The organism is Variovorax sp. 01T432 (genome assembly GCF_056398605.1).
The window spans coordinates 65,399-83,593 of sequence record NZ_JBFTPS010000031.1 but is presented as its reverse complement, the minus strand read 5'-3'; the positions used below and the strand labels follow the sequence as shown (position 1 = coordinate 83,593).

The following is an 18,195-nucleotide window of genomic DNA, read 5'->3' as shown; positions in this document are numbered from 1 at the left end:
ACACCGCCCTGCGCGGCGCGGCGCCGGCGGCCGGGGCCGCCTCGGCCGACGGCACGGGCGCCTGCGGCGCGCCCGCCACTTCGCCGGGCTCCAGCAGCGTGGCCAGCACGGTACCCACCGGCACCTTCTGCCCCGGCTGGACCCGCAGCTCGGCCACCACGCCTTCCTGCCAGATCTCGACATCGACGGCGGCCTTGGAGGTGTCGACCACCGCGACCACCTGCCCCCGCTTCACGCTGTCGCCCGGCTGCACCAGCCATTGCAGCAGCGTCCCCGCCTCCATGTCGGCGCCCAGCGAAGGCAGCTCGAAGCGGATCACGGCAGGCGTCCCATCAGGCGCTTCGCCGCCGCGACGATCTTCTCGGGCTGCGGCAGCGCGGCTTCCTCCAGATGCTGCGCGTAGGGCATCGGCACCTCCTCGCTGCACACGCGCGCCGGCGGCGCGTCGAGGTCGAAGAAGGCCTGCTCCGCGATGCGCGCCATCAGCTCCGCCGCCAGGCTGCCCGAGCGCCAGCCCTCGTCGACGATCACCGCCCGCCGGCACTTGCGCACCGAGGCCATGACGGTCGCATCGTCGAGCGGCCGCAGCACCCGCAGGTCGACCACTTCGGCGGCGATGCCTTCGAGGCTCAGTGCCTCGGCCGCCCGCATCGCCTTGGACAGCGTGCCGCCGTAGGCGATCAGGCTGAGGTCAGTGCCCGCGCGGCGCACCTTGGCGCCGCGGATGTCGACCACAATGTCGTCGGCCAGCTCCTCCTCCAGGTTGTAGAGCTGGACGTGCTCGAAGAGCAGCACCGGGTCCGGATCGGCGAGCGCCGCGGCGAGCATGCCGCGCGCATCCTCGACAGTGGCGGGCGCGAGCACGCGCAGGCCGGGCACGTGCGCGTACCAGCCTTCGAGGCTGTGCGAGTGCTGCGCCGCCACCTGGCGCCCCGCGCCGGTGGCCATGCGGATCACCAGCGGCACCGAGAACTGCCCGCCCGACATGTGATGCATCAGCGCCGCGCAGTTGACGATGGGGTCCATCGCCAGCAGGCTGAAGTTGACCGTCATCACCTCGACGATCGGCCGCATGCCCCCGAGCGCCGCGCCGACGCCCGCGCCGACGAAGGCGAGCTCCGACAGCGGCGTGTCGCGCACGCGCTCGGGCCCGAACTCCTCCAGCAGGCCCTTGGTCACCGCGTAGGTGCCGCCGTAGCGCCCCACGTCCTCGCCCATCAGGAAGACGCGCGGGTCCTTCCTCAGCGCTTCCCGCAGGGCCTCCGTCAGCGCCTGGCGGTAGCTGATGGTGCGGGCCATCAGGCGCCCTCCTCGCGCGTGAGCACACCGCGCAGCATCGCTTCCACCGGCTCCCAGCTGCCCGCCTCGGCGAAGGCGACGGCCTGGTCCACCTCCGCCTGGGCCTTCGCGTCGAGGGCGAGGAACTCGTCCTCGGAGAGACTGCCCTGCGCCTTCAGGCGCGCGGTGTAGGTATGGATCGGGCCCCGGGTCTTCCAGGCCTCGACCTCGCTCTTGGCGCGGTAGAGCTCGGGGTCGAACATCGAATGGGCGCGGAAGCGGTAGGTGCGCAATTCCATGAACAGAGGCCCCGCGCCGGCGCGCACCTCGGGCGCCGCGCCCATGGCCGCCTCATGGACGGCCACGACATCCATGCCGTCGACGGAGACGGTGCGCATGCCGTAGGAGGCCGCCTTCGCGCACAGGTCGGTCTGCGACTCGGAGCGCGCCAGCGCCGTGCCCATCGCATAGAGGTTGTTCTCGCAGCAGAACAGCACCGGCAGCTTCCAGAGCGCGGCGAGGTTCATCGATTCGTGGAAGGCGCCTTCCGCGACCGCGCCCTCGCCGAAGAAGCAGGCCGTCAGGCCCTCGCGCCCCGAGAGCTTGTCGGCCAGGGCCAGCCCGACCGCCAGCGGCAGCCCGCCGCCGACGATCGCCTGGCCGCCGAAGAAGCGCGTCGCCCGGTCGAACAGGTGCATCGAGCCGCCGCGCCCGCGCGAGCAGCCCTGCTGCTTGCCGTACATCTCCGCCATGATCGCGCCCATGGCGACGCCACGCAGCAGCGCATGGCCGTGCTCCCTGTAGGTGGCGACGATGTTGTCGTCGGCGCCCAGCGCATGCATCGTGCCGGCGGCCACCGCCTCCTCGCCGATGTAGAGATGCAGGAAGCCGCGGATCTTCTGCCTGCCGTAGAGCTCGGCGCACTTCTCCTCCATGCGCCGGATGCGCAGCATGTCGGCCAGCAGGCCCAGGGCGAAGGCCTTGTCCCAGGGGACGGGGCCGGTGGGCGGGGGCGGTACGCCTTCCTCGGTCATGCACCGGCCTCCAGCGTCGAAGTGTCGCCCTCGGGCAGGCCGAGTTCGCGCGCCTTCAGCAGGCGCCGCATGATCTTGCCGCTGCGCGTGCGCGGCAGGGTCGCGAGGAAGTCGATCTCCTTGGGCGCCACGGCCGCGCCGAGGCGCCTGCGCGCATGCGCGAGGATGTCCGCGCGCAGGCTCTCGTCGGGCGTGAAGCCGGTCTTGAGCGAGACGAAGGCCTTCACCATCTCCCCGAGCATGGCATCGGGCTTGCCGATCACGCCCGCCTCCGCGACCGCGGGATGCTCCATCAATGCGCTCTCGACCTCGAAGGGCCCGATCAGATGGCCGGCGGACTTGATGACGTCGTCGGCGCGGCCGACGAACCAGAAGTAGCCGTCGGCATCCCGCCGCGCCAGGTCGCCGGTGAGATAGAGACCGTCGGCGAAGCACTTGCGGTAGCGCGCCTCGTTGTTCAGGTAGCCGCGGAACATCGAGGGCCAGCCGGCGCGCAAGGCCAGCTCGCCCTCCACGTCCGGCTGCTCGACCACGCGCACGCGGGGCGCCTCGCCCTGCGCCTCCAGGTGCTCGACGATGCAGGCCTCCACGCCGGGCAGCGGGCGGCCCATCGAGCCCGGCTTGATGTCGAAGGCCGGGGTGTTGGCGATCATGATGCCGCCGGTCTCGGTCTGCCACCAGTTGTCGTGGATGGGCAGGTCGAAGGCCTCCTTGCCCCAGCAGACGGCGGCCGGGTTGAGCGGCTCGCCCACGCTGGCCACGAAGCGCAGCGCCGGAAAGACATGGCGCCGCGCAAGCGCCGCACCGGACTTCATCAGCATGCGGATCGCGGTCGGCGCCGTGTACCAGACGCTGACGCGCTCCTGTTCGAGCAGCCCGTACCAGCGCTCGGCGTCGAACTCCTCGAGGTCGACCAGCGAACTCACGCCCAGCAGCAACGGCGCGATGATGCCGTACGAGGTCCCGGTGACCCAGCCGGGATCGGCCGTGCACCAGTAGCGGTCCTGCGGGTGCAGGTCGAGCGCGTAGCGCGCCGTGGCGTAGTGGGCCACGGCCGCGCCGTGCACATGCAGGGCGCCCTTGGGCGCGCCGGTGGTGCCGCTGGTGAAGTGCAGCAGCGCCGGGTCGTCCGCCGATGTCGCCACGGTGTCGAACTCCTCGGCGGCCGAGGCCATCAGCGTGGCGAGATCGAGCGTGTCGGGCTCGGCGGTGGTGCCGCCCTCCTCCGCCACCAGCAGCACGTGGCGCAGCGAGGGCAGCCGCGCGCGCGACTGCCGCAGCTTGCGCCGGTACAGGCCGTCGGTGGTCACCAGCACCTGGCCCTCGCCGATGCCGATGCGCGTGGCGATCGGCTCCGGGCCGAAGGCCGAGAAGAGCGGCGTCACCACCGTGCCGTTCTTCAGCGCGCCCAGCACCGCGACATAGAGCTCGGGAATGCGCCCGGCGAGCACGAACAGGCGGTCGCCCTTGCCGACGCCGAGCTGGCGCAGCACATTGGCGAAGCGGGCGGTCCGGCGCGCGAGTTCGCCGTAGCTCAGCTCGACCGGCGGCGCGCCGCGCGAGACGAAGCGCAGGGCCGTCCGGTCTTTCAACGGGCCGGCCGCGTGCCTGTCGACCGCCTCGAAGCCCATGTTGAGCCCGCCGCCGGGCAGGCCCCGCAGCGCGGCGCGGGCCGCATCCCAGCTGAAGGCGCGGCGCTCGGCCTCGTAGTCGCGCAGGTTCGGCGTCAGGCGAAGATCCCGCTCGGTCTTGCGGATGATCGCTGGAAGAGGGTCCATGCTGTCGTGTCTCCCGGTGCAGGTTTCGCGCGGCCGCCTCACAGCCCGAAGGGATAGGTTTCCGGCAGGCCCTCGATGGTCTCGGTCTCCAGCGGCGTGACGGCGCGTGTCTGGTCGAACCAGATGTACTCGTCGAACTGGCGCGGCAGCACCGCCTGGAAATAGTGGCTCTGGAGTTCCGTCTCCGGCCGGTAGAGCACGCCGATGGCCCGTTCGAGCCGGGGCTGCGACAGGCCGGCGAGCAAAGCCTCGGACGCGGGGCCGCGCAAGGGCAGGATGAAGTTGTCCACCTCCGCCTCGTGGCACAGGCGTTCGTAGCTGCCGGCCATCGAGGGGCGAACCGCCTTCACCTCCATCGGCCCGTCCCAATCGGAGGCCGCCGCCACGGTGCCGCCGTGGGTGCCGAAGCCGATCAGGCAGGCGCCGCGGCCGAACTCCTGGCGGCACAGCTGCCCGATGTTGTGCTCGCCGCGTCGCGACATCTCGGTCGCCCTGGCGTCGCCGACATGCGAGTTGTGGGCCCACACAATGGCCTTGCTGGACGGCCCGTGGAAGGCCAGCAGGCTCTTGAGGGTGTCGAACATGTGGCTGTCGCGCAGGTTCCAGGAGGCGCGGGAGCCGTAGTACATCGTGCGGTAGTAGCGCTCCGCGTTGGCGACCAGGCGGGCGTTCTGCACCGCGTCCAGGAAGCGCTCGCCGTCGCCCCCCGTGTACAGGGGCTGCTTGTGCAGCAGATCGCTCAGCATCGAGACCACCTGCTGCTCGCAGCTGCGGTACTGCGCGTTCAGCGCCGCGTAGCCATAGCTGGCGGGATCGGACTGCCAGGGTGTCAGGCAGCCGTAGCGCTGGCGCGCGATGCCGGCGGTCGCGGGATCGACCTCTTCCAGGTAGCCGACCACCGAATGGATCGAGTTGTACAGGCTGTAGAGATCCAGGCCATGGAAGGCCACCCGGTCGGCGGGGTCGGCGGCCGCGTTGTGGCCGCGCAGCCAGTCGACGAAGGCACGCACCTCCCGGTTGCGCCACATCCAGACCGGAAAGCGGGCGAAGGCCGCCCAGGTCGTGGGCCGGTGCCGCGCATGGCGCACGTAGCTGTCGATGCGCGCCGCGTCGGGCCAGTCGCCTTCGATGGCGATGAAGCTGAAGTTCTTGTGCTTGATCAGCTCGCGCGAGATGCGCTCGCGCATGCGGTAGAACTCCGAGGTTCCGTGCGTCGCCTCCCCCATGAGCACGACGCGGGCGTCGCCGATGCGCTCCAGCAGCGGCCCGAGGTCCGCGCCGTCGAGCGTCGCGAAGCGTTCGCAGCCGGCCGCCACGGTCTTGGCCAGCGCCGCGTCCGGCGACCGCGGCGCCGGACGGGCAAAGCGCTGGACCGGCGCCCGCAGGGCGTCGGCATCCAGGGGCGCCACGCGGACGTCGGCCATGTCCTCGGTCGTGTATTCCTTCTCCGAGACGCGCGTCACGCGCACCATCTCCCGCACGGCCGGATCGATGCCCACCGACATGACCAGCCGACCGCCGATCGCCAGCTGCTCCCTGAGCGCGTGCGGCACGTGCGGCCCGGCGGCGTTCACCAGGATCGCGCCGAAGGGCGCATGTTCCGCGAAGCGCTGACTCGCCTCGCCATGCAGGAAATGCACATGGGCGCAGCCCAGGCCCCGCAGCGTCGCCGCCGCCTTGGACGCCACGGCGGCGTTCGTCTCCACGGTATGGACCGCCCGGGCCAGGCGCGCCAGCACCGCGGTCGCGTAGCCGGTGCCGGTGCCGATCTCCAGCACGCTGGTGTGCGGGTCGATTGCCAGGGCTTCGAGCATCACGGCCAGCAGGTAGGGCTGCGGGAGCGTCTGCTCCGCATCCACCTTCAGCGCCGAATCCTCGTAGGCGAATTCGCGCAGCGGCTCCGGCACGAAGAGTTCGCGGGGGACCGCGCCCATCGCCGCCAGCACCGCGGACGACCGGACGCCCCGCCCCGCGACCTGCTGCTCGACCATGGCCGCGCGAAGCTTCTCGAAGTCGACCGACACCATGGCAGCACCTCCGTCGTTGACATTACAGCGAACGCCAGTTTGCGCGCGGCTTTCGGCGCGAAGATTGCGCTTGCGCAAACGCCGTCGTCCCGGCCGGCCGCCATCGGCGGAGGGCGCCGGTCTCGAAGGCGTTTCGCCTGCTTCATTGCGCCGCGTCAATGGCGGCGGCGGCCCATCGGCGAACATCCGATGATTCAACCAGACAACCACCGGCGCATCCGGAAGGAATCCATCATGCAGACGCTCAGCATGTCGGCAACGCAGCGCGACCACTTTTCGGCCCGCAACGCGCTGGCCATCAACTCGAAGGGCGAAGAGATCCTCCATGGCCTGAGCTTCGAGGAGTCGCAGTTCATGATCGACTGCGCCGACAAGGATGCCGACCGGATGACGCAGCAGGAGCAGGACCGCTACGCCGATCTCGTGCTCAGGCACGAGCGGATCTGCCTGAAGAACGCTTCCGCGGATGACGAGGTCTTCAAGGACGAGAGGCGTCTCGGGTAGCGAATCCCATGCGCCTTGACCTGGGTCAATCTTGCGCGGGGGGCCGCGCCTACGATAAGTTTCGGTGTAGCTCCCCCACCGTCCAGAAAGGCAAATGTATGAACGACACCACCATTCCCGATACCGCCGCCGGGGAAAGCCTGGAGGCCGAGAAGACCTGCGGCAAGAACGAGATGTCGACCCGCAGGCTGACGGATGCCTTCCACAAGCTTCGCGCCCAGTTCGACGAGCTGCAGGAGAGCACCCGGACCCGTGCGCGCGACGCCGCCCGCACGGCCGACGAGGCCGTGCATCATCATCCATATAGCGCCATCGGCATCGCGGCGGCGGCCGGCCTGATCATCGGGCTGCTTGCCGCGCGACGTTGACCCCGTCCCAATGCTCAACCACACCCCCATCGTCATCGGGCCGAACCGCCTTGAAGGCGATCTTTGCCTGTCGGACCCGCCGCGCGGCATCGTCGTCTTCGCGCACGGCAGCGGCAGCAGCCGCCGCAGCCGGCGCAACCTGCAGGTCGCGCGATCCCTGCAGCGGCGGGGCCTCGGTACCCTGCTGTTCGACCTGCTCACACCCGAGGAGGCCGACAACCGTTCCAACGTGTTCGACATCCCCTTGCTCGCCGGCCGGGTGCTGGAAGCGCTCGACGCCCTCCCCGCGCCGGGCAGCCAGCCCGTCGGCCTGTTCGGCGCCAGCACCGGCGCGGCCGCCGCGCTGGTGGCCGCCGCGCGCCGGCCGGAGGGCGTGCAGGCCGTCGTCTCGCGCGGCGGCCGCCCGGACCTCGCCGGCGATGCCCTCGGCAAGGTGCGCGCGCCGACCCTGCTGATCGTGGGCGGCGCGGACACCGAGGTCCTCGCGCTCAATCACGAGGCCTATGGGCTCCTGCATTGCGAGAAGCGCATCGAGGTCATACCGCGAGCCACGCACCTGTTCGAGGAAGCGGGCGCGCTGGAGCTCGTCGCCGGGCTGGCATGCGCGTGGTTTCTCGAACATCTGCGCGACGTCGCCGCGTCTTGATCCATGTCAATGCGCGGCTCGCGCCGAGGACTAAAGTGAACACACTGACGAATGAAAGGCGAGAGCCGGACATTCAGAAGTGACAAGTGAGGGTTCCCCCTCGTGGGGAGTTCATGACGTCCACCCGACGTCATGGGGTGAAGGCAACCTCAGACCGCTCGCGCGCGAAGGCGCCTGGGCGGGGACCTTCGCCAGGCCCGCCGTTCCGAAAGGAGGGCGGGCCTTCTTCTTGATGGATGCCCTTTCGCGCAGGGCGGGAGCGAACCCATGCGCACCACCTTCCGAAGGAGAGTCGCATGAACATCGGTTCCATCTGCACCCGGCGCATGATCGCCGTGGACAGCACCGGCACACTGGTCCAGGCCGCCGCGCTGATGCGCGAGCACCATGTGGGCGCGCTGATCGTCACCAGCCAGACGGCGCAGGGGCCGTGCGTGACCGGGGTGGTCACGGACCGCGACCTCGTGATCGACGTGCTGGCCCGCGGCCTGGACGCCCGCGCCATCAAGGTCGGCGAGCTGGCGAACGAAAAGCTCGCGAGCGTGGCGGAGGAAGCCGATATTGCCGCCGCGATGGCTGCCATGGAAGCCCATGGCGTGCGCCGCCTGCTGGTGACCGATGGCGACAAGCGCGTCACCGGCATCGTGTCGCTCGACGACCTGATGGACGAATACGCCAAGGAACTGGCCGGTCTGGCCCGGGTGATCCGCAGCGGCATCCAGCGCGAAGTGGCCGACACCACCGCCGCGCCGCAACCCAGGCCGATGCCCTTGCGCATTCCGGCGATGGGCACCGCGGGCTGGAACTCCATCGTGGCGTGACGCCACCGCGGAGCCGCCGCCATGCCCTGGACTTCCTTCCGCTACCCGCCCGCCATGGAGCATCTGGCGCCCTTCGTCCGGCTGAAGGCCATCGAGATCGCCAATGCGCTGCTCGCCGAGGGCTGCGATGAGGGCAAGGCGATCCGGATCGGGATCGCCAAGGCGAAGGAGTGGGCGAACAGGCGGCCGGAGGGGCTTGTCTAAGGCCTTGGGGGCAGGACTTCCCGCGTCAGCTTCGTGATCACCATCCGGGATCGACCGCCTTCGTGGAGCGTGTCGATTTCCATGCTGAACCTGCATCGCTCGCCCGCGGGCGTGATGACCGTGAGATCGTCGATCGCGGCGGCGGATTCCATGCGGTGTCGCGCAAATCCCGGTCCCTGCCTGCGCGGCGGCAAGCGAGCGTCGATGAATGCCTCGATGTTCGCGGCGCCGTGGATGTCGCCGAACGGCGAAGCGGTCGACCACGACGCATCCGGATGAAGCAGGCTGGCGGCGCCACGGCCATCTCGCCTGTCCACGCCATCGAGAAAGCGCATCAGGAGCAATCGCCTGGAGTTTCGCGCGGCATAGCTCGTGTGCAGCAGGTCAAGAGCGCGCGCGGAATTGGGGTGTCCCAGTTCCGTCGCATACAAGGCCTGAACGTCCTGGTTCTCATGCGAGCGCCGCCGCGGCGACTGTCTGTCCACTTCATAGACGGCCTGCATGCGCTTCTCGAGAATGAGCGGGTCCATCGACTTGGGTTCGCCGCCACCGCCCAGGCACCCGCCCACGCATGCCATGACCTCGATGGCGACGAACTCCTCTCGCCAGCTCTCCGTCTCCAGCATGCGTTGCGCGGCGGCGATGCCATTGCAAATGGCGACCTTGCCCAGGCCGGGGACCTCGGCGGTTTTCACGCCCTGGCCCACGCCCCGGAATCGATGCCATTCCAGCGGTAGCGCGTCCTCCTTGCCGATGAAATGCAGTGCGGTGCGCACCATCGCCTCCATCACGCCACCCGAGGCCCCGAAGAGCTGCCCGGCGCCGGTGCTCTCACCCAGCGGATGATCGAATTCGCCGTCGTCCGGGAGCGCGCCGAACGCGATACCGCGTGCCCTGATCATCCGGGCCAATTCGCGCGTGGTCAGCACATGGTCGACATCGCCGGAGACGCCGGGACGCTGCGCCTCGTCCTTCTTGGCCGTGCAGGGCATCACGCTGACGACATAGGGCTCCGTCCTGCCCTCGGCGAATTCAGGTCCCAGCCCACGCGCGAAGGGCCCGCGCTTGGTGAGGGCGCCGTGCATCTGCTGCGGCGATCTTGTCGTACTCAGATGGGGCAGCAGATCGGGCCGGTTGATCTCGACCCAGTTGACCCATCCTGGACAACAGGACGTCAGGAGCGGCAGCCCTTGTCTTTTCTCGAGGCGCGACAGGAGTTCCGTGCCTTCCTCCATGATCGTGAGATCGGCCGCGAAATTGGTGTCGAAGACATGATCGAAACCCAGTTGTCTCAGGGCATTGATCATCCTGCCCGTGCTCACGGTGCCGGGCTTCATTCCGAATTCCTCGCTGATCGCGATGCGCGTTGCCGGCGCGACCTGGACCGCGGAGACGCGCCTGCGTGCGTCGAGGGTGCGAAGAACCTCGCGCCACTGCGGTGTCTCGATCAAGGCGCCGACCGGGCACACCAGCGTGCATTGGCCGCAGGAGATGCAATGGGTGTCGCCCAGCGGTTGATCGAAGACGGTGACGGGCAGGCGATCCGATCCGCGCTCCGCGAATCCGATCACGAACTGGCGTTGTCCCGATTCGCCGCACGCCTCCACGCACAGGCCGCATTCAATGCATTTCGATGCGTCGAGCCAGATGCTCGGCGATGTGTGGTCCGTGAGGACATGCTCCGGATGCTCGGGAGATCCTCGGGGGATATGCTCCCAACGATCTTCCAATTGGTATTCGTCGACAAGACCTTGCAACCGGCAGGCCCCGTTGACCTCGCAGCGCATGCAGTCGTTCGGGTGGCGCGCCAGCAGCCATTGCAGATCGGCCTGACGAAACTCCCGGAGCTCCCTGGCGTCGGTTGCGAAGCGGTCTCCCTCCCTGGCCTTCGTGACGCAGGCCGGCTGCGGGTGGGCCTCGCCTTCCACATCGACGAGGCACATGCGGCATACGGCGTGGGACGGCAGGCGGGGATGGTGGCACAGCGTGGGAATATGGACGCCCGCCTTCCCGGCGGCGTCGAGCAATGTCGCGCCCTCGTCGACCTCGACGGGTCTTCCGTTGACAGTGAGTCTGATCACCTCAGCCCCGCTCGCTCCAGGCCGCATCGAAGCGGCAGCCCCGGTTCTGTTTCAGCCGCGCCATTCAGCGCGCCAGCGCCAGCCCCGCCTTCGCGTCGCTGCCCGCCGACGGATCGTTGGACACTTCCGCGTTCGTCGCCAAGGCCAGCAGCTCGGCTTCGTCGAGCGTCTCCTTGCTCACCAGCGCCCGCACGCAGCGATCGAGCGACTCGCGCCGGGCGCGCAGCATCTGGGTCGCGCGTTCCATGGCCTGTTCGAGCAGGCCGCGCACCGCGGCGTCGATGCGCTGCGCCGTCTGCTCGCTGGTCGCGGAAGACGCCGTCGTCGAGGCCCCATCGGCGGTCGGCTCCAGGAACAGGGACGGCCGCTCGCCGTAGACCACCGGCCCGAGGCCGCTGTCCATCCCGTAGCGCAGCACCATGTCGCGCGCCAGGTTCGTGGCCTTGACCAAGTCGTCGGCCGCCCCGGTGGACGGCTCGCCGAAGACCAGCATCTCGGCGGCGCGCCCGCCGAGCAGCACCGTCAGCTTGTCGATCAGCTCGCCGCGCCGCAGCAGGTGCCGGTCTTCCGAGGGCCGCTGCAGCGTATAGCCGAGCGCGCCGATGCCGTGCGGGATGATCGACACCTTGTGCACCTTGTCGGCGCCCGGCAGCGCCAGCGCCGTCAGTGCGTGGCCGAGTTCATGCGTGGCGACCCACTCGCGCTCGCGCGGCCCGAGGATCCGGTTCTTCTTCTCGATGCCCGCGACGATGCGCTCGATCGCCTCGGTGAAGTCCGACAGGGTCACGGCATCGGCATTGCGCCGCGTGGCGATCAGCGCCGCCTCGTTGACCACATTCGCGAGGTCCGCGCCGGCAAAGCCCACCGTGATGGCGGCAACCTGGTCGAGGTCGACGTTCGTTGCCAGCCTGACCTTCTTCGCGTGCACCTTCAGGATCTCGGCGCGGCCGATGCGGTCGGGCCGGTCGACGAGGATCTGGCGGTCGAAGCGGCCGGCGCGCAGCAGCGCCGGGTCCAGCGTCTCCGGCCGGTTGGTGGCGGCGAGCAGCACGACGCCCACGCTCGGGTCGAAGCCGTCGAGCTCGACCAGCAGCTGATTGAGGGTCTGCTCCCGCTCGTCCTGCCCGCCCGCCATCGGGAAGGCCGTGCGGGCCCTTCCCAGCGCGTCGAGCTCGTCGATGAAGATGATGGCCGGCGCGTTGGCGCGCGCCTGCTCGAAGAGATCGCGCACGCGCGCCGCGCCCACGCCCACGAACATCTCGATGAACTCCGAGCCGCTGATCGAGAAGAAGACCACCCCGGCCTCCCCCGCCACCGCGCGCGCCAGCAGCGTCTTGCCCGTGCCGGTCGGCCCCATCAGCAGCACCCCCTTGGGAATGCGCGCGCCCAGGCGGCCGTGCTCCTTCGGGTTCTTGAGGAAGTCGATGATCTCCTGCAGTTCCGCCTTGGCCTCGTCGACGCCGGCAACATCGTCGAAGCGCACCCCCGTGCTCTTCTCCATGTAGATCTTCGCCTTGCTCTTGCCGATGCCCAGCAGGCCGCCGCCGAAGCCGCCGCCCGCGCGGCGCGCCATCAGGGTCCAGAGGCCGAAGACCAGCAGCGCCGGAAGCGTCCACGACAGCAGCGTCTGCAGCCAGGTCGAGCCGCGCAGGCGCTGGTAGGGAATGCCGAAAGTGGCAAGGCGCTCGGCCACCTGCGGCTCGACCATCGTCGCCATGACGGTCTTCTTGCCGCCGGGCTCGGGCGTGTTGAGGCGGCCGGAAATGATCGTGTCGCCCACGGTCACCTCGGCGATCTTGCCCTCGCGCATCTGCTGCTCGAATGCGCTGTAGGGAAGCATCTCGATGCTGCGGCTCTGCTCCCAGTAGTCCCAGGCCATCATGCCCAGTGCGACCATGAACAGGACGGTCCCCAGGTGCATCTTCGCCCAGTTCTTCATGTCCTCGGTCACGGGCGGCCCCCTCCCGTGGGCATCGCCACCGGCGCCGGCGCGGAGGGCGCCTTGAAGCTGTAGAAGCGCTGGTTGAGGTGCCGCGTCACGGCGATGATGTCCTCGTCGCTCCAATGCAGCGATTCGACGGCCTGCCAGCGCGCCACCTGCGCCTGAAGGCTCTTCCAGTCCGTGGCCAGCCGCCGCTCGCGCCAGTGCACCTGCGTCGTGTGGCACGAGACGCAATGGGTCGAATACAGCTGTTCGCCGCGCGACTGCGCGTTCGCCGAAGCGCCAGACAAGGCCGCGCCCGCCAGCATGCAGGCTGCCAATGGATGGATGGACATGGCGATGTTCCTTGCAAGTCAGAAGCGCACGACCTGGGCGAGCACGTCCCCGCGCCCGAAGGCATCGCCGGCGGGCACGGCGATCTGCTCCAGGATGCCGTCGTGCGGCGCCTCGATGTCGACGATCTCGTGCATCAGCCTCGCCCTGGCCAGCACCTGGCCCGCGCGCACGTGGTCTCCCTCGGCCGCCAGCCAGCGGTCGACCAGGGCCGAGCCGCCGGGCTCGACCAGTTCCCAGCGCACCGGGTCCAGAACGACATCGCTCATGGGAAGCCTTTCAATGTGACAACCGGCAGGATTGCGCAAGCGCGGCGGCGGCGGCTTGACGCAGCGCAACCGGCGTGCAACTTTCCGCCCCGTCGCGGCCGATCCGCCTTCGCTTGCGCGCGATCAAGTCCCCGCCCCGCCAGTCGAACTAGCGTCGGGGGTGTTCAGATCAGCTGCGCGCGCACGCAGGAAAAGGAAGCCTCATGCCACCCCAAGCGAACTTCATCCGCTGGTTCTCCGAGTTGGGCGCGGACGATGTGCCGACCGTGGGCGGCAAGAACGCATCGCTCGGCGAGATGTACCGCGCGCTGACCCCGCTCGGCGTGCGGGTGCCCAACGGCTTCGCCATCACCGCCGGCGCCTACCGCCGCACCCTGGAACTGGCCGGCGCGGTGCCGCGCCTGAGGGAGGCCTTGGAGGGCCTGGACGTGCAGGACGTCGACGACCTGGCGCGGCGCGCGCGGCTGGCGCGCGACATCGTCTACGCGGCCGCCCTGCCCGAGGATCTGACGCGCGAGATCCGCACGGCCTACGCGCAGCTGCGGGCGGAATACGGCGCCGACATGACCGTGGCCGTGCGCAGCTCCGCCACCGCGGAGGACTTGCCGACCGCCAGCTTCGCCGGCCAGCACGAGAGCTTCCTGAACGTCGCCGGCGAGGCCCGCCTGCTGGACGCCGTGCGCCTGTGCTTCGCCAGCCTCTTCAAGGACCGCGCCATCGCCTACCGGGTCGAGAACGGATTCGACCATCTCAGGATCCTGCAGTCGGTCTGCGTCATGCAGATGGTGCGCTCCGACCGCGCCGCCAGCGGCGTCATGTTCACGCTCGACACCGACAGCGGCTTTCGGGACGTGGTCTTCATCACCGGCGCCTACGGGCTGGGCGAGAACATCGTCCAGGGCACGGTGGACCCGGATGAGTTCTACGTGTTCAAGCCGACCCTGAAGCTCGGCCACCGCACCGTGCTGCGGCGAAAGCTCGGCGGCAAGGAGGTGCGCCTGGTGTACTCGAAGGCCGCCGGCCGCGAGAGCACCTGCAACCTGCCGACCTCCCGCGAGGACCAGGCCCGCTACTGCATCGACGACGCCGACGTGCTGGCGCTGGCCGACGCCGCCGTGGCGATCGAGGACCACTACAGCCGCCGCGCCGGCGCGCCCACGCCGATGGACATCGAGTGGGCCAAGGACGGCATCGACGGCCACATCTACATCGTGCAGGCCCGCCCCGAGACGGTGGCCTCGCGCAAGCCGCTGCACCGCGTCGACGAGTACCGGCTGCGGGCGCCGGCCCCGCCCCTGGTCACCGGGCGGGCCGTGGGCTCGACCATCGCCACCGGCAAGGCACGCGTCATCACCGACGTGCTGGCGCTGGGCCAGTTCCGGCCCGGCGAGGTGCTGGTCGCCGAGACCACGATGCCCGACTGGGGCACGGTCATGAAGATCGCGGCGGCCGTCGTCACCAACCGCGGCGGGCGCACCTGCCATGCGGCCATCGTGGCGCGCGAACTGGGCATTCCCGCGGTGGTCGGCTGCGACGACGCGACGGCCCGCATCCGCACCGGCGACGACGTCACCGTCTCCTGCGCCGCCGGCGCCGAAGGCCGCGTCTACGCGGGCGTGCTGCCCTTCGAGAAGACCAGCGTCGAGCTCTCCTCGCTGGCGCGCCCGCGCACGCACCTGATGGTCAACCTGGGCAATCCCGACACCGCCTTCCAGACGGCCCTGCTGCCCAACGACGGCGTGGGCCTCGCGCGCATGGAGTTCATCGTCGCCGAACACATCAAGGTCCATCCGATGGCGCTGGTGCATCCGGAGAAGGTCGAGGACCCGGCGGCGCGCGCCGAGATCGCCCGGCTCACGCAGTCCTTCGAGCGCCCGGCGGACTACTTCGTGCGCGAACTCTCCGAGGGCGTGGGCATGATCGCCGCGGCCTTCCATCCGAAGCCGGTGATCGTGCGGATGTCCGACTTCAAGACCAACGAGTACGCCAGCCTCATCGGCGGCAGCGCCTTCGAGCCGAAGGAAGAGAATCCGATGATCGGCTTTCGCGGCGCCTCCCGCTACACGCACCCGGCCTACGCGGAGGGCTTCGCGCTCGAATGCGCCGCGATGAAGCGGGTGCGCGAGGACATGGGGCTGACCAACGTCAAGCTGATGATCCCCTTCTGCCGCCGCGTGCAGGAGGCCGAGCGCGTGCTGGAGGCCATGGCCTCGCACGGCCTGCGCCGCGGCGTCGACGGCCTGGAGATCTACGTCATGTGCGAGATCCCGAACAACGTGATCCAGATCGATGCCTTCGCCAGGCTCTTCGACGGCTTCTCGATCGGCTCCAACGACCTGACGCAGCTCACGCTGGGCGTGGACCGCGACTCGCGCATCGTGGCCTTCGACTTCGACGAGCGCGACGAGGGCGTGAAGGAACTGATCCGCCAGACCATCGAGGGCGGACGGCGCAACGGCCGCCATGTGGGCATCTGCGGCCAGGCGCCCTCGGACTATCCGGAAGTGGCGGCGTACCTGGTCGAGCTCGGCATCGATGCCATGAGCGTCACGCCGGACACGCTGCTCAAGATCACGCGCGACGTCCTCGCCGTCGAGGCACGGCTCGGGCGCGCACCCCGTCAACAACCAGAAGGAGCAGCTTCATGAGCCAGGTCATTTCTTCCCTGATGCAGTACCCCGTAGTCAGCGCCGGCATGGACGACAGCATCGCCCAGGTGGAGGCGCTGCTGGCGGACAAGCGCCTGACCTGGCTGCCGGTGGTGGAGCCCCTGCGGGGCGAGATCGTCGGCGTCCTCAGCGCCTCGGACATCGTCGGCTTCCATGCGCAAGGGCGCGACGCCGCCGCCACGCGCGCCTGGCAGATGTGCACCTACAAGCCGATCGTGGTGGATGCCCAGACGCCGGTCGCCATCGTGGCGGCCATGATGGTGGAGCGCGGCGTGCATCACGTGGTCGTGACGGACAGCAACGGGATCGCCGGGGTGGTGTCTTCGATGGACTTCGTGCGGACCTTCATGCCCGCGGCGGGCGCGCGCTGAGCAGCCCACGCATGTTGACCTGGCGCAAGGCCCGCCGCCTTCGCCGGCAGAAGAATCGGGTGGCTTGCCGGCCCCGGCCGACGGCGGGCGGATCCATGTCACGGCCGGCAAGGAAGCACCATGTATCAACACATCCTCGTTCCCATTGACGGCAGCCCCACGGCGGAGCAGGGCCTGCGCGAAGCGATTCGCCTGGCCGTGGACCAGAAGGCCCGCCTGCGCCTGCTGCACGTCATCGACGACTTTCCGATGCTGGTGGAGCTGTCCAGCATCCAGAGCTTCGAGACATCGATCCGGAAGCTGCGCGAGCATGGCCAGGCCGTGCTCGAGGCGGCGAAGAAGCAGGCCGGCGCGTCCGACGTGCCGGCCGAATCGATCCTGCGCGAAGTCACGCAGGGCCGCATCGCCGACGTCGTCGTGGACGAGGCCCGCGCCGCCGCCTGCGACCTGATCGTCATGGGCACCCACGGCCGGCGCGGCGTGAGCCGGCTGGCACTCGGCAGCGACGCCGACCTGGTGGTGCGAAGCAGCCCCGTGCCTGTTCTCCTGGTGCGCCAGGATTCCGCCGGCGCGCAGGCGTCCTCCTGAGGCGGCGCGGCGGCCCGCGCGCGATGCGGCCGCCCTCGCCCCCCCCTTGATCCAGCGCAACACGGCTTGTGCCGAGTCTTCTTACAGTGGCATCGACGCATCTCCGCGAGCTTGCGCGAGAGCCACCTCCCCCCAACGAAAGGAATCCCCATGAGATCCGATGCACAACTGAGAAGCGACGTCCAGGCCGAACTGGACTGGGACCCGGTCATCAAGTCCAGCAGCGTGGGCGTGACCGCCAAGGACGGCGTTGTCACGCTGACCGGCCACGTCACCAGCCATGCCGAGAAATACGCCGCCGAGCGCGCCGCGCAGCGCGTCAAGGGCGTCAAGGCCCTTGCGATCGAGATCACCGTCAAGCTGCCCGCCGGCGACGAACGCACCGATGCCGACATCGCCCTGGCGGTCGAACGCGGCCTCGAATGGTCCACGCTCGTGCCGGCCGGAAAGGTCAAGCCGATGGTCGAGAACGGATGGGTCACGCTCAACGGCGAAGTCGAATGGGAATACCAGCGCAAGGCCGCCGAGAACGCGGTGCGCAACCTGATGGGCGTCGTCGGCGTCTCCAACCTCGTCAAGATCGCGCCCCGGGTCCGCCCGGCCGATATCGAGAAGCGCCTGCACGAGGCCCTGGGGCGCCAGGCCGATCGCGAGGCCGGACGCATCCAGGTCGTGGTGAACGGCTCGGAGGTCAGCCTGCGCGGATCGGTCCATTCGTGGGCCGAGTTCGATGCCGTCCAGGGCTCCGCGTGGTCGGCGCCGGGCGTCACCACGGTGCTCAACGAGCTGGTCGTCGAAGACTGAAGCGGGAGGATCGACATGAAGCATCAGTGGATCCTCGTGGCCAACGCATCGCTGGCCCGACTCTTTCGCCGCGACTCCGCCCTGGACCCCCTGGTGCCGGTGGACACCCTCACGCATGAGGAGAGCCGCATGAGCGGCAGCGAGCTGGGAACCGATCGCCCCGGCCACGAGGCGACGGACAACAGCCCGGGCGGCAATCGCTTCGAGCCGCGCACCGACGCGCGCAAGAAGGAGCATGCCCGCTTCGCGCGCGAGCTCGCCGATCGCCTGGACAAGGGGCTGGCGGCCCACGAATTCGACTCGCTCGCGATCTTCGCCTCCAATCCCTTCATGGGCGAGCTCAAGGCCCATCTGAGCGAAGCGGTGGAGAAGAAGCTCAAGCTGGCGATCGACCACGACATCACCTCGCTGGGCCTGACCGACATCGAGGAGCGCCTGCGCGCCGCGGCGGCCGGCAAGCCTTTGCCGAGCGCCTGAG

At 69.5% G+C, this 18,195-nt stretch carries 19 protein-coding genes; 10 read left to right on the top strand and 9 right to left on the bottom strand.

Translation table 11 applies throughout. From position 1 onward, the window contains the following. The 5 genes from AC1DNF_RS22330 to AC1DNF_RS22310 all read right to left on the bottom strand — a co-directional run. On the bottom strand, positions 1-319 hold a 319-nt coding region (locus AC1DNF_RS22330; protein ID WP_478150815.1), incomplete at its 3' end, for a biotin/lipoyl-containing protein. Continuing rightward, entirely contained in the window at positions 316-1,299 is a 984-nt protein-coding gene (locus tag AC1DNF_RS22325; protein WP_478150814.1) for an alpha-ketoacid dehydrogenase subunit beta, read from the bottom strand. The genes AC1DNF_RS22330 and AC1DNF_RS22325, both read right to left, overlap by 4 nt. Continuing rightward, positions 1,299-2,312 carry a pyruvate dehydrogenase (acetyl-transferring) E1 component subunit alpha gene (gene pdhA / locus AC1DNF_RS22320; RefSeq protein WP_478150813.1) on the bottom strand — a complete coding sequence of 338 codons (1,014 nt, stop codon included), beginning with the start codon at positions 2,310-2,312 and terminating at the stop codon, positions 1,299-1,301. The genes AC1DNF_RS22325 and pdhA overlap by 1 nt, the downstream gene beginning before the upstream one ends. Beyond that, positions 2,309-4,090 carry an acetate--CoA ligase gene (gene acsA, locus AC1DNF_RS22315; RefSeq protein ID WP_478150812.1) on the bottom strand — a complete coding sequence of 594 codons (1,782 nt, stop codon included), beginning with the start codon at positions 4,088-4,090 and terminating at the stop codon, positions 2,309-2,311. The genes pdhA and acsA overlap by 4 nt, the downstream gene beginning before the upstream one ends. Positions 4,091-4,128: 38 nt before the next feature. After that, positions 4,129-6,117, bottom strand: a complete 1,989-nt coding sequence (locus AC1DNF_RS22310) for an erythromycin esterase family protein (RefSeq protein ID WP_478150811.1) — start codon at positions 6,115-6,117, stop codon at positions 4,129-4,131. Positions 6,118-6,306: 189 nt separating this feature from the next. Between AC1DNF_RS22310 and AC1DNF_RS22305 the strand changes: the two genes are divergently transcribed. The 5 genes from AC1DNF_RS22305 to AC1DNF_RS22285 all read left to right on the top strand — a co-directional run bounded on the left by AC1DNF_RS22305 (position 6,307) and on the right by AC1DNF_RS22285 (position 8,660). Further along, the gene (locus AC1DNF_RS22305; RefSeq protein ID WP_478150810.1) at positions 6,307-6,621 is read left to right on the top strand and encodes a hypothetical protein; all 315 of its coding nucleotides are present in this window, start codon (positions 6,307-6,309) and stop codon (positions 6,619-6,621) included. A 98-nt stretch (positions 6,622-6,719) separates the two neighbouring features. Beyond that, positions 6,720-6,989 (top strand): glycine zipper domain-containing protein, encoded by a 270-nt coding sequence (locus tag AC1DNF_RS22300; RefSeq protein WP_478150809.1) that lies wholly within the window; start codon positions 6,720-6,722, stop codon positions 6,987-6,989. A gap of 10 nt (positions 6,990-6,999) precedes the next feature. Beyond that, positions 7,000-7,635: a dienelactone hydrolase family protein gene (locus AC1DNF_RS22295; protein WP_478150808.1), complete on the top strand. Its 636-nt coding sequence runs from the start codon at positions 7,000-7,002 to the stop codon at positions 7,633-7,635. A 296-nt stretch (positions 7,636-7,931) separates the two neighbouring features. Continuing rightward, positions 7,932-8,456: a CBS domain-containing protein gene (locus AC1DNF_RS22290; protein WP_478150807.1), complete on the top strand. Its 525-nt coding sequence runs from the start codon at positions 7,932-7,934 to the stop codon at positions 8,454-8,456. A gap of 21 nt (positions 8,457-8,477) precedes the next feature. Continuing rightward, positions 8,478-8,660 carry a DUF2188 domain-containing protein gene (locus tag AC1DNF_RS22285; RefSeq protein WP_478150806.1) on the top strand — a complete coding sequence of 61 codons (183 nt, stop codon included), beginning with the start codon at positions 8,478-8,480 and terminating at the stop codon, positions 8,658-8,660. Here the strand turns inward: AC1DNF_RS22285 and AC1DNF_RS22280 are convergent. From AC1DNF_RS22280 to AC1DNF_RS22265, 4 genes are all read right to left on the bottom strand, one after another. Further along, entirely contained in the window at positions 8,657-10,741 is a 2,085-nt protein-coding gene (locus AC1DNF_RS22280) for a [FeFe] hydrogenase, group A (RefSeq protein WP_478150805.1), read from the bottom strand. The two genes, AC1DNF_RS22285 and AC1DNF_RS22280, sit on opposite strands and share 4 nt — an antisense overlap. 64 nt (positions 10,742-10,805) lie before the next feature. Next, a complete protein-coding gene (ftsH, locus tag AC1DNF_RS22275; RefSeq protein ID WP_478150817.1) occupies positions 10,806-12,662 on the bottom strand; it encodes an ATP-dependent zinc metalloprotease FtsH in 1,857 nt (618 codons plus the stop codon). A gap of 26 nt (positions 12,663-12,688) precedes the next feature. Then, positions 12,689-13,018, bottom strand: coding sequence for a cytochrome C (locus AC1DNF_RS22270; RefSeq protein ID WP_478150804.1), 330 nt, complete (start codon positions 13,016-13,018; stop codon positions 12,689-12,691). Between the two features lie 18 nt (positions 13,019-13,036). After that, positions 13,037-13,285, bottom strand: coding sequence for a lipoyl domain-containing protein (locus AC1DNF_RS22265; protein WP_478150803.1), 249 nt, complete (start codon positions 13,283-13,285; stop codon positions 13,037-13,039). A gap of 203 nt (positions 13,286-13,488) precedes the next feature. On the opposite strand from AC1DNF_RS22265, the gene ppsA reads away from it, so the two are divergent. The 5 genes from ppsA (at position 13,489) to AC1DNF_RS22240 (ending at position 18,194) form a co-directional block, all read left to right on the top strand. Continuing rightward, positions 13,489-15,933, top strand: a complete 2,445-nt coding sequence (gene ppsA / locus AC1DNF_RS22260) for a phosphoenolpyruvate synthase (protein WP_478150802.1) — start codon at positions 13,489-13,491, stop codon at positions 15,931-15,933. Further along, positions 15,930-16,325 (top strand): CBS domain-containing protein, encoded by a 396-nt coding sequence (locus AC1DNF_RS22255; protein WP_478150801.1) that lies wholly within the window; start codon positions 15,930-15,932, stop codon positions 16,323-16,325. The genes ppsA and AC1DNF_RS22255 overlap by 4 nt, the downstream gene beginning before the upstream one ends. Before the next feature lie 120 nt (positions 16,326-16,445). Continuing rightward, the gene (locus AC1DNF_RS22250) at positions 16,446-16,913 is read left to right on the top strand and encodes a universal stress protein (protein ID WP_478150800.1); all 468 of its coding nucleotides are present in this window, start codon (positions 16,446-16,448) and stop codon (positions 16,911-16,913) included. 150 nt (positions 16,914-17,063) lie between these two features. Next, positions 17,064-17,717, top strand: a complete 654-nt coding sequence (locus AC1DNF_RS22245; protein ID WP_478150799.1) for a BON domain-containing protein — start codon at positions 17,064-17,066, stop codon at positions 17,715-17,717. 15 nt (positions 17,718-17,732) lie between these two features. After that, entirely contained in the window at positions 17,733-18,194 is a 462-nt protein-coding gene (locus AC1DNF_RS22240; protein ID WP_478150798.1) for a host attachment protein, read from the top strand. Position 18,195 lies beyond the last annotated feature (1 nt).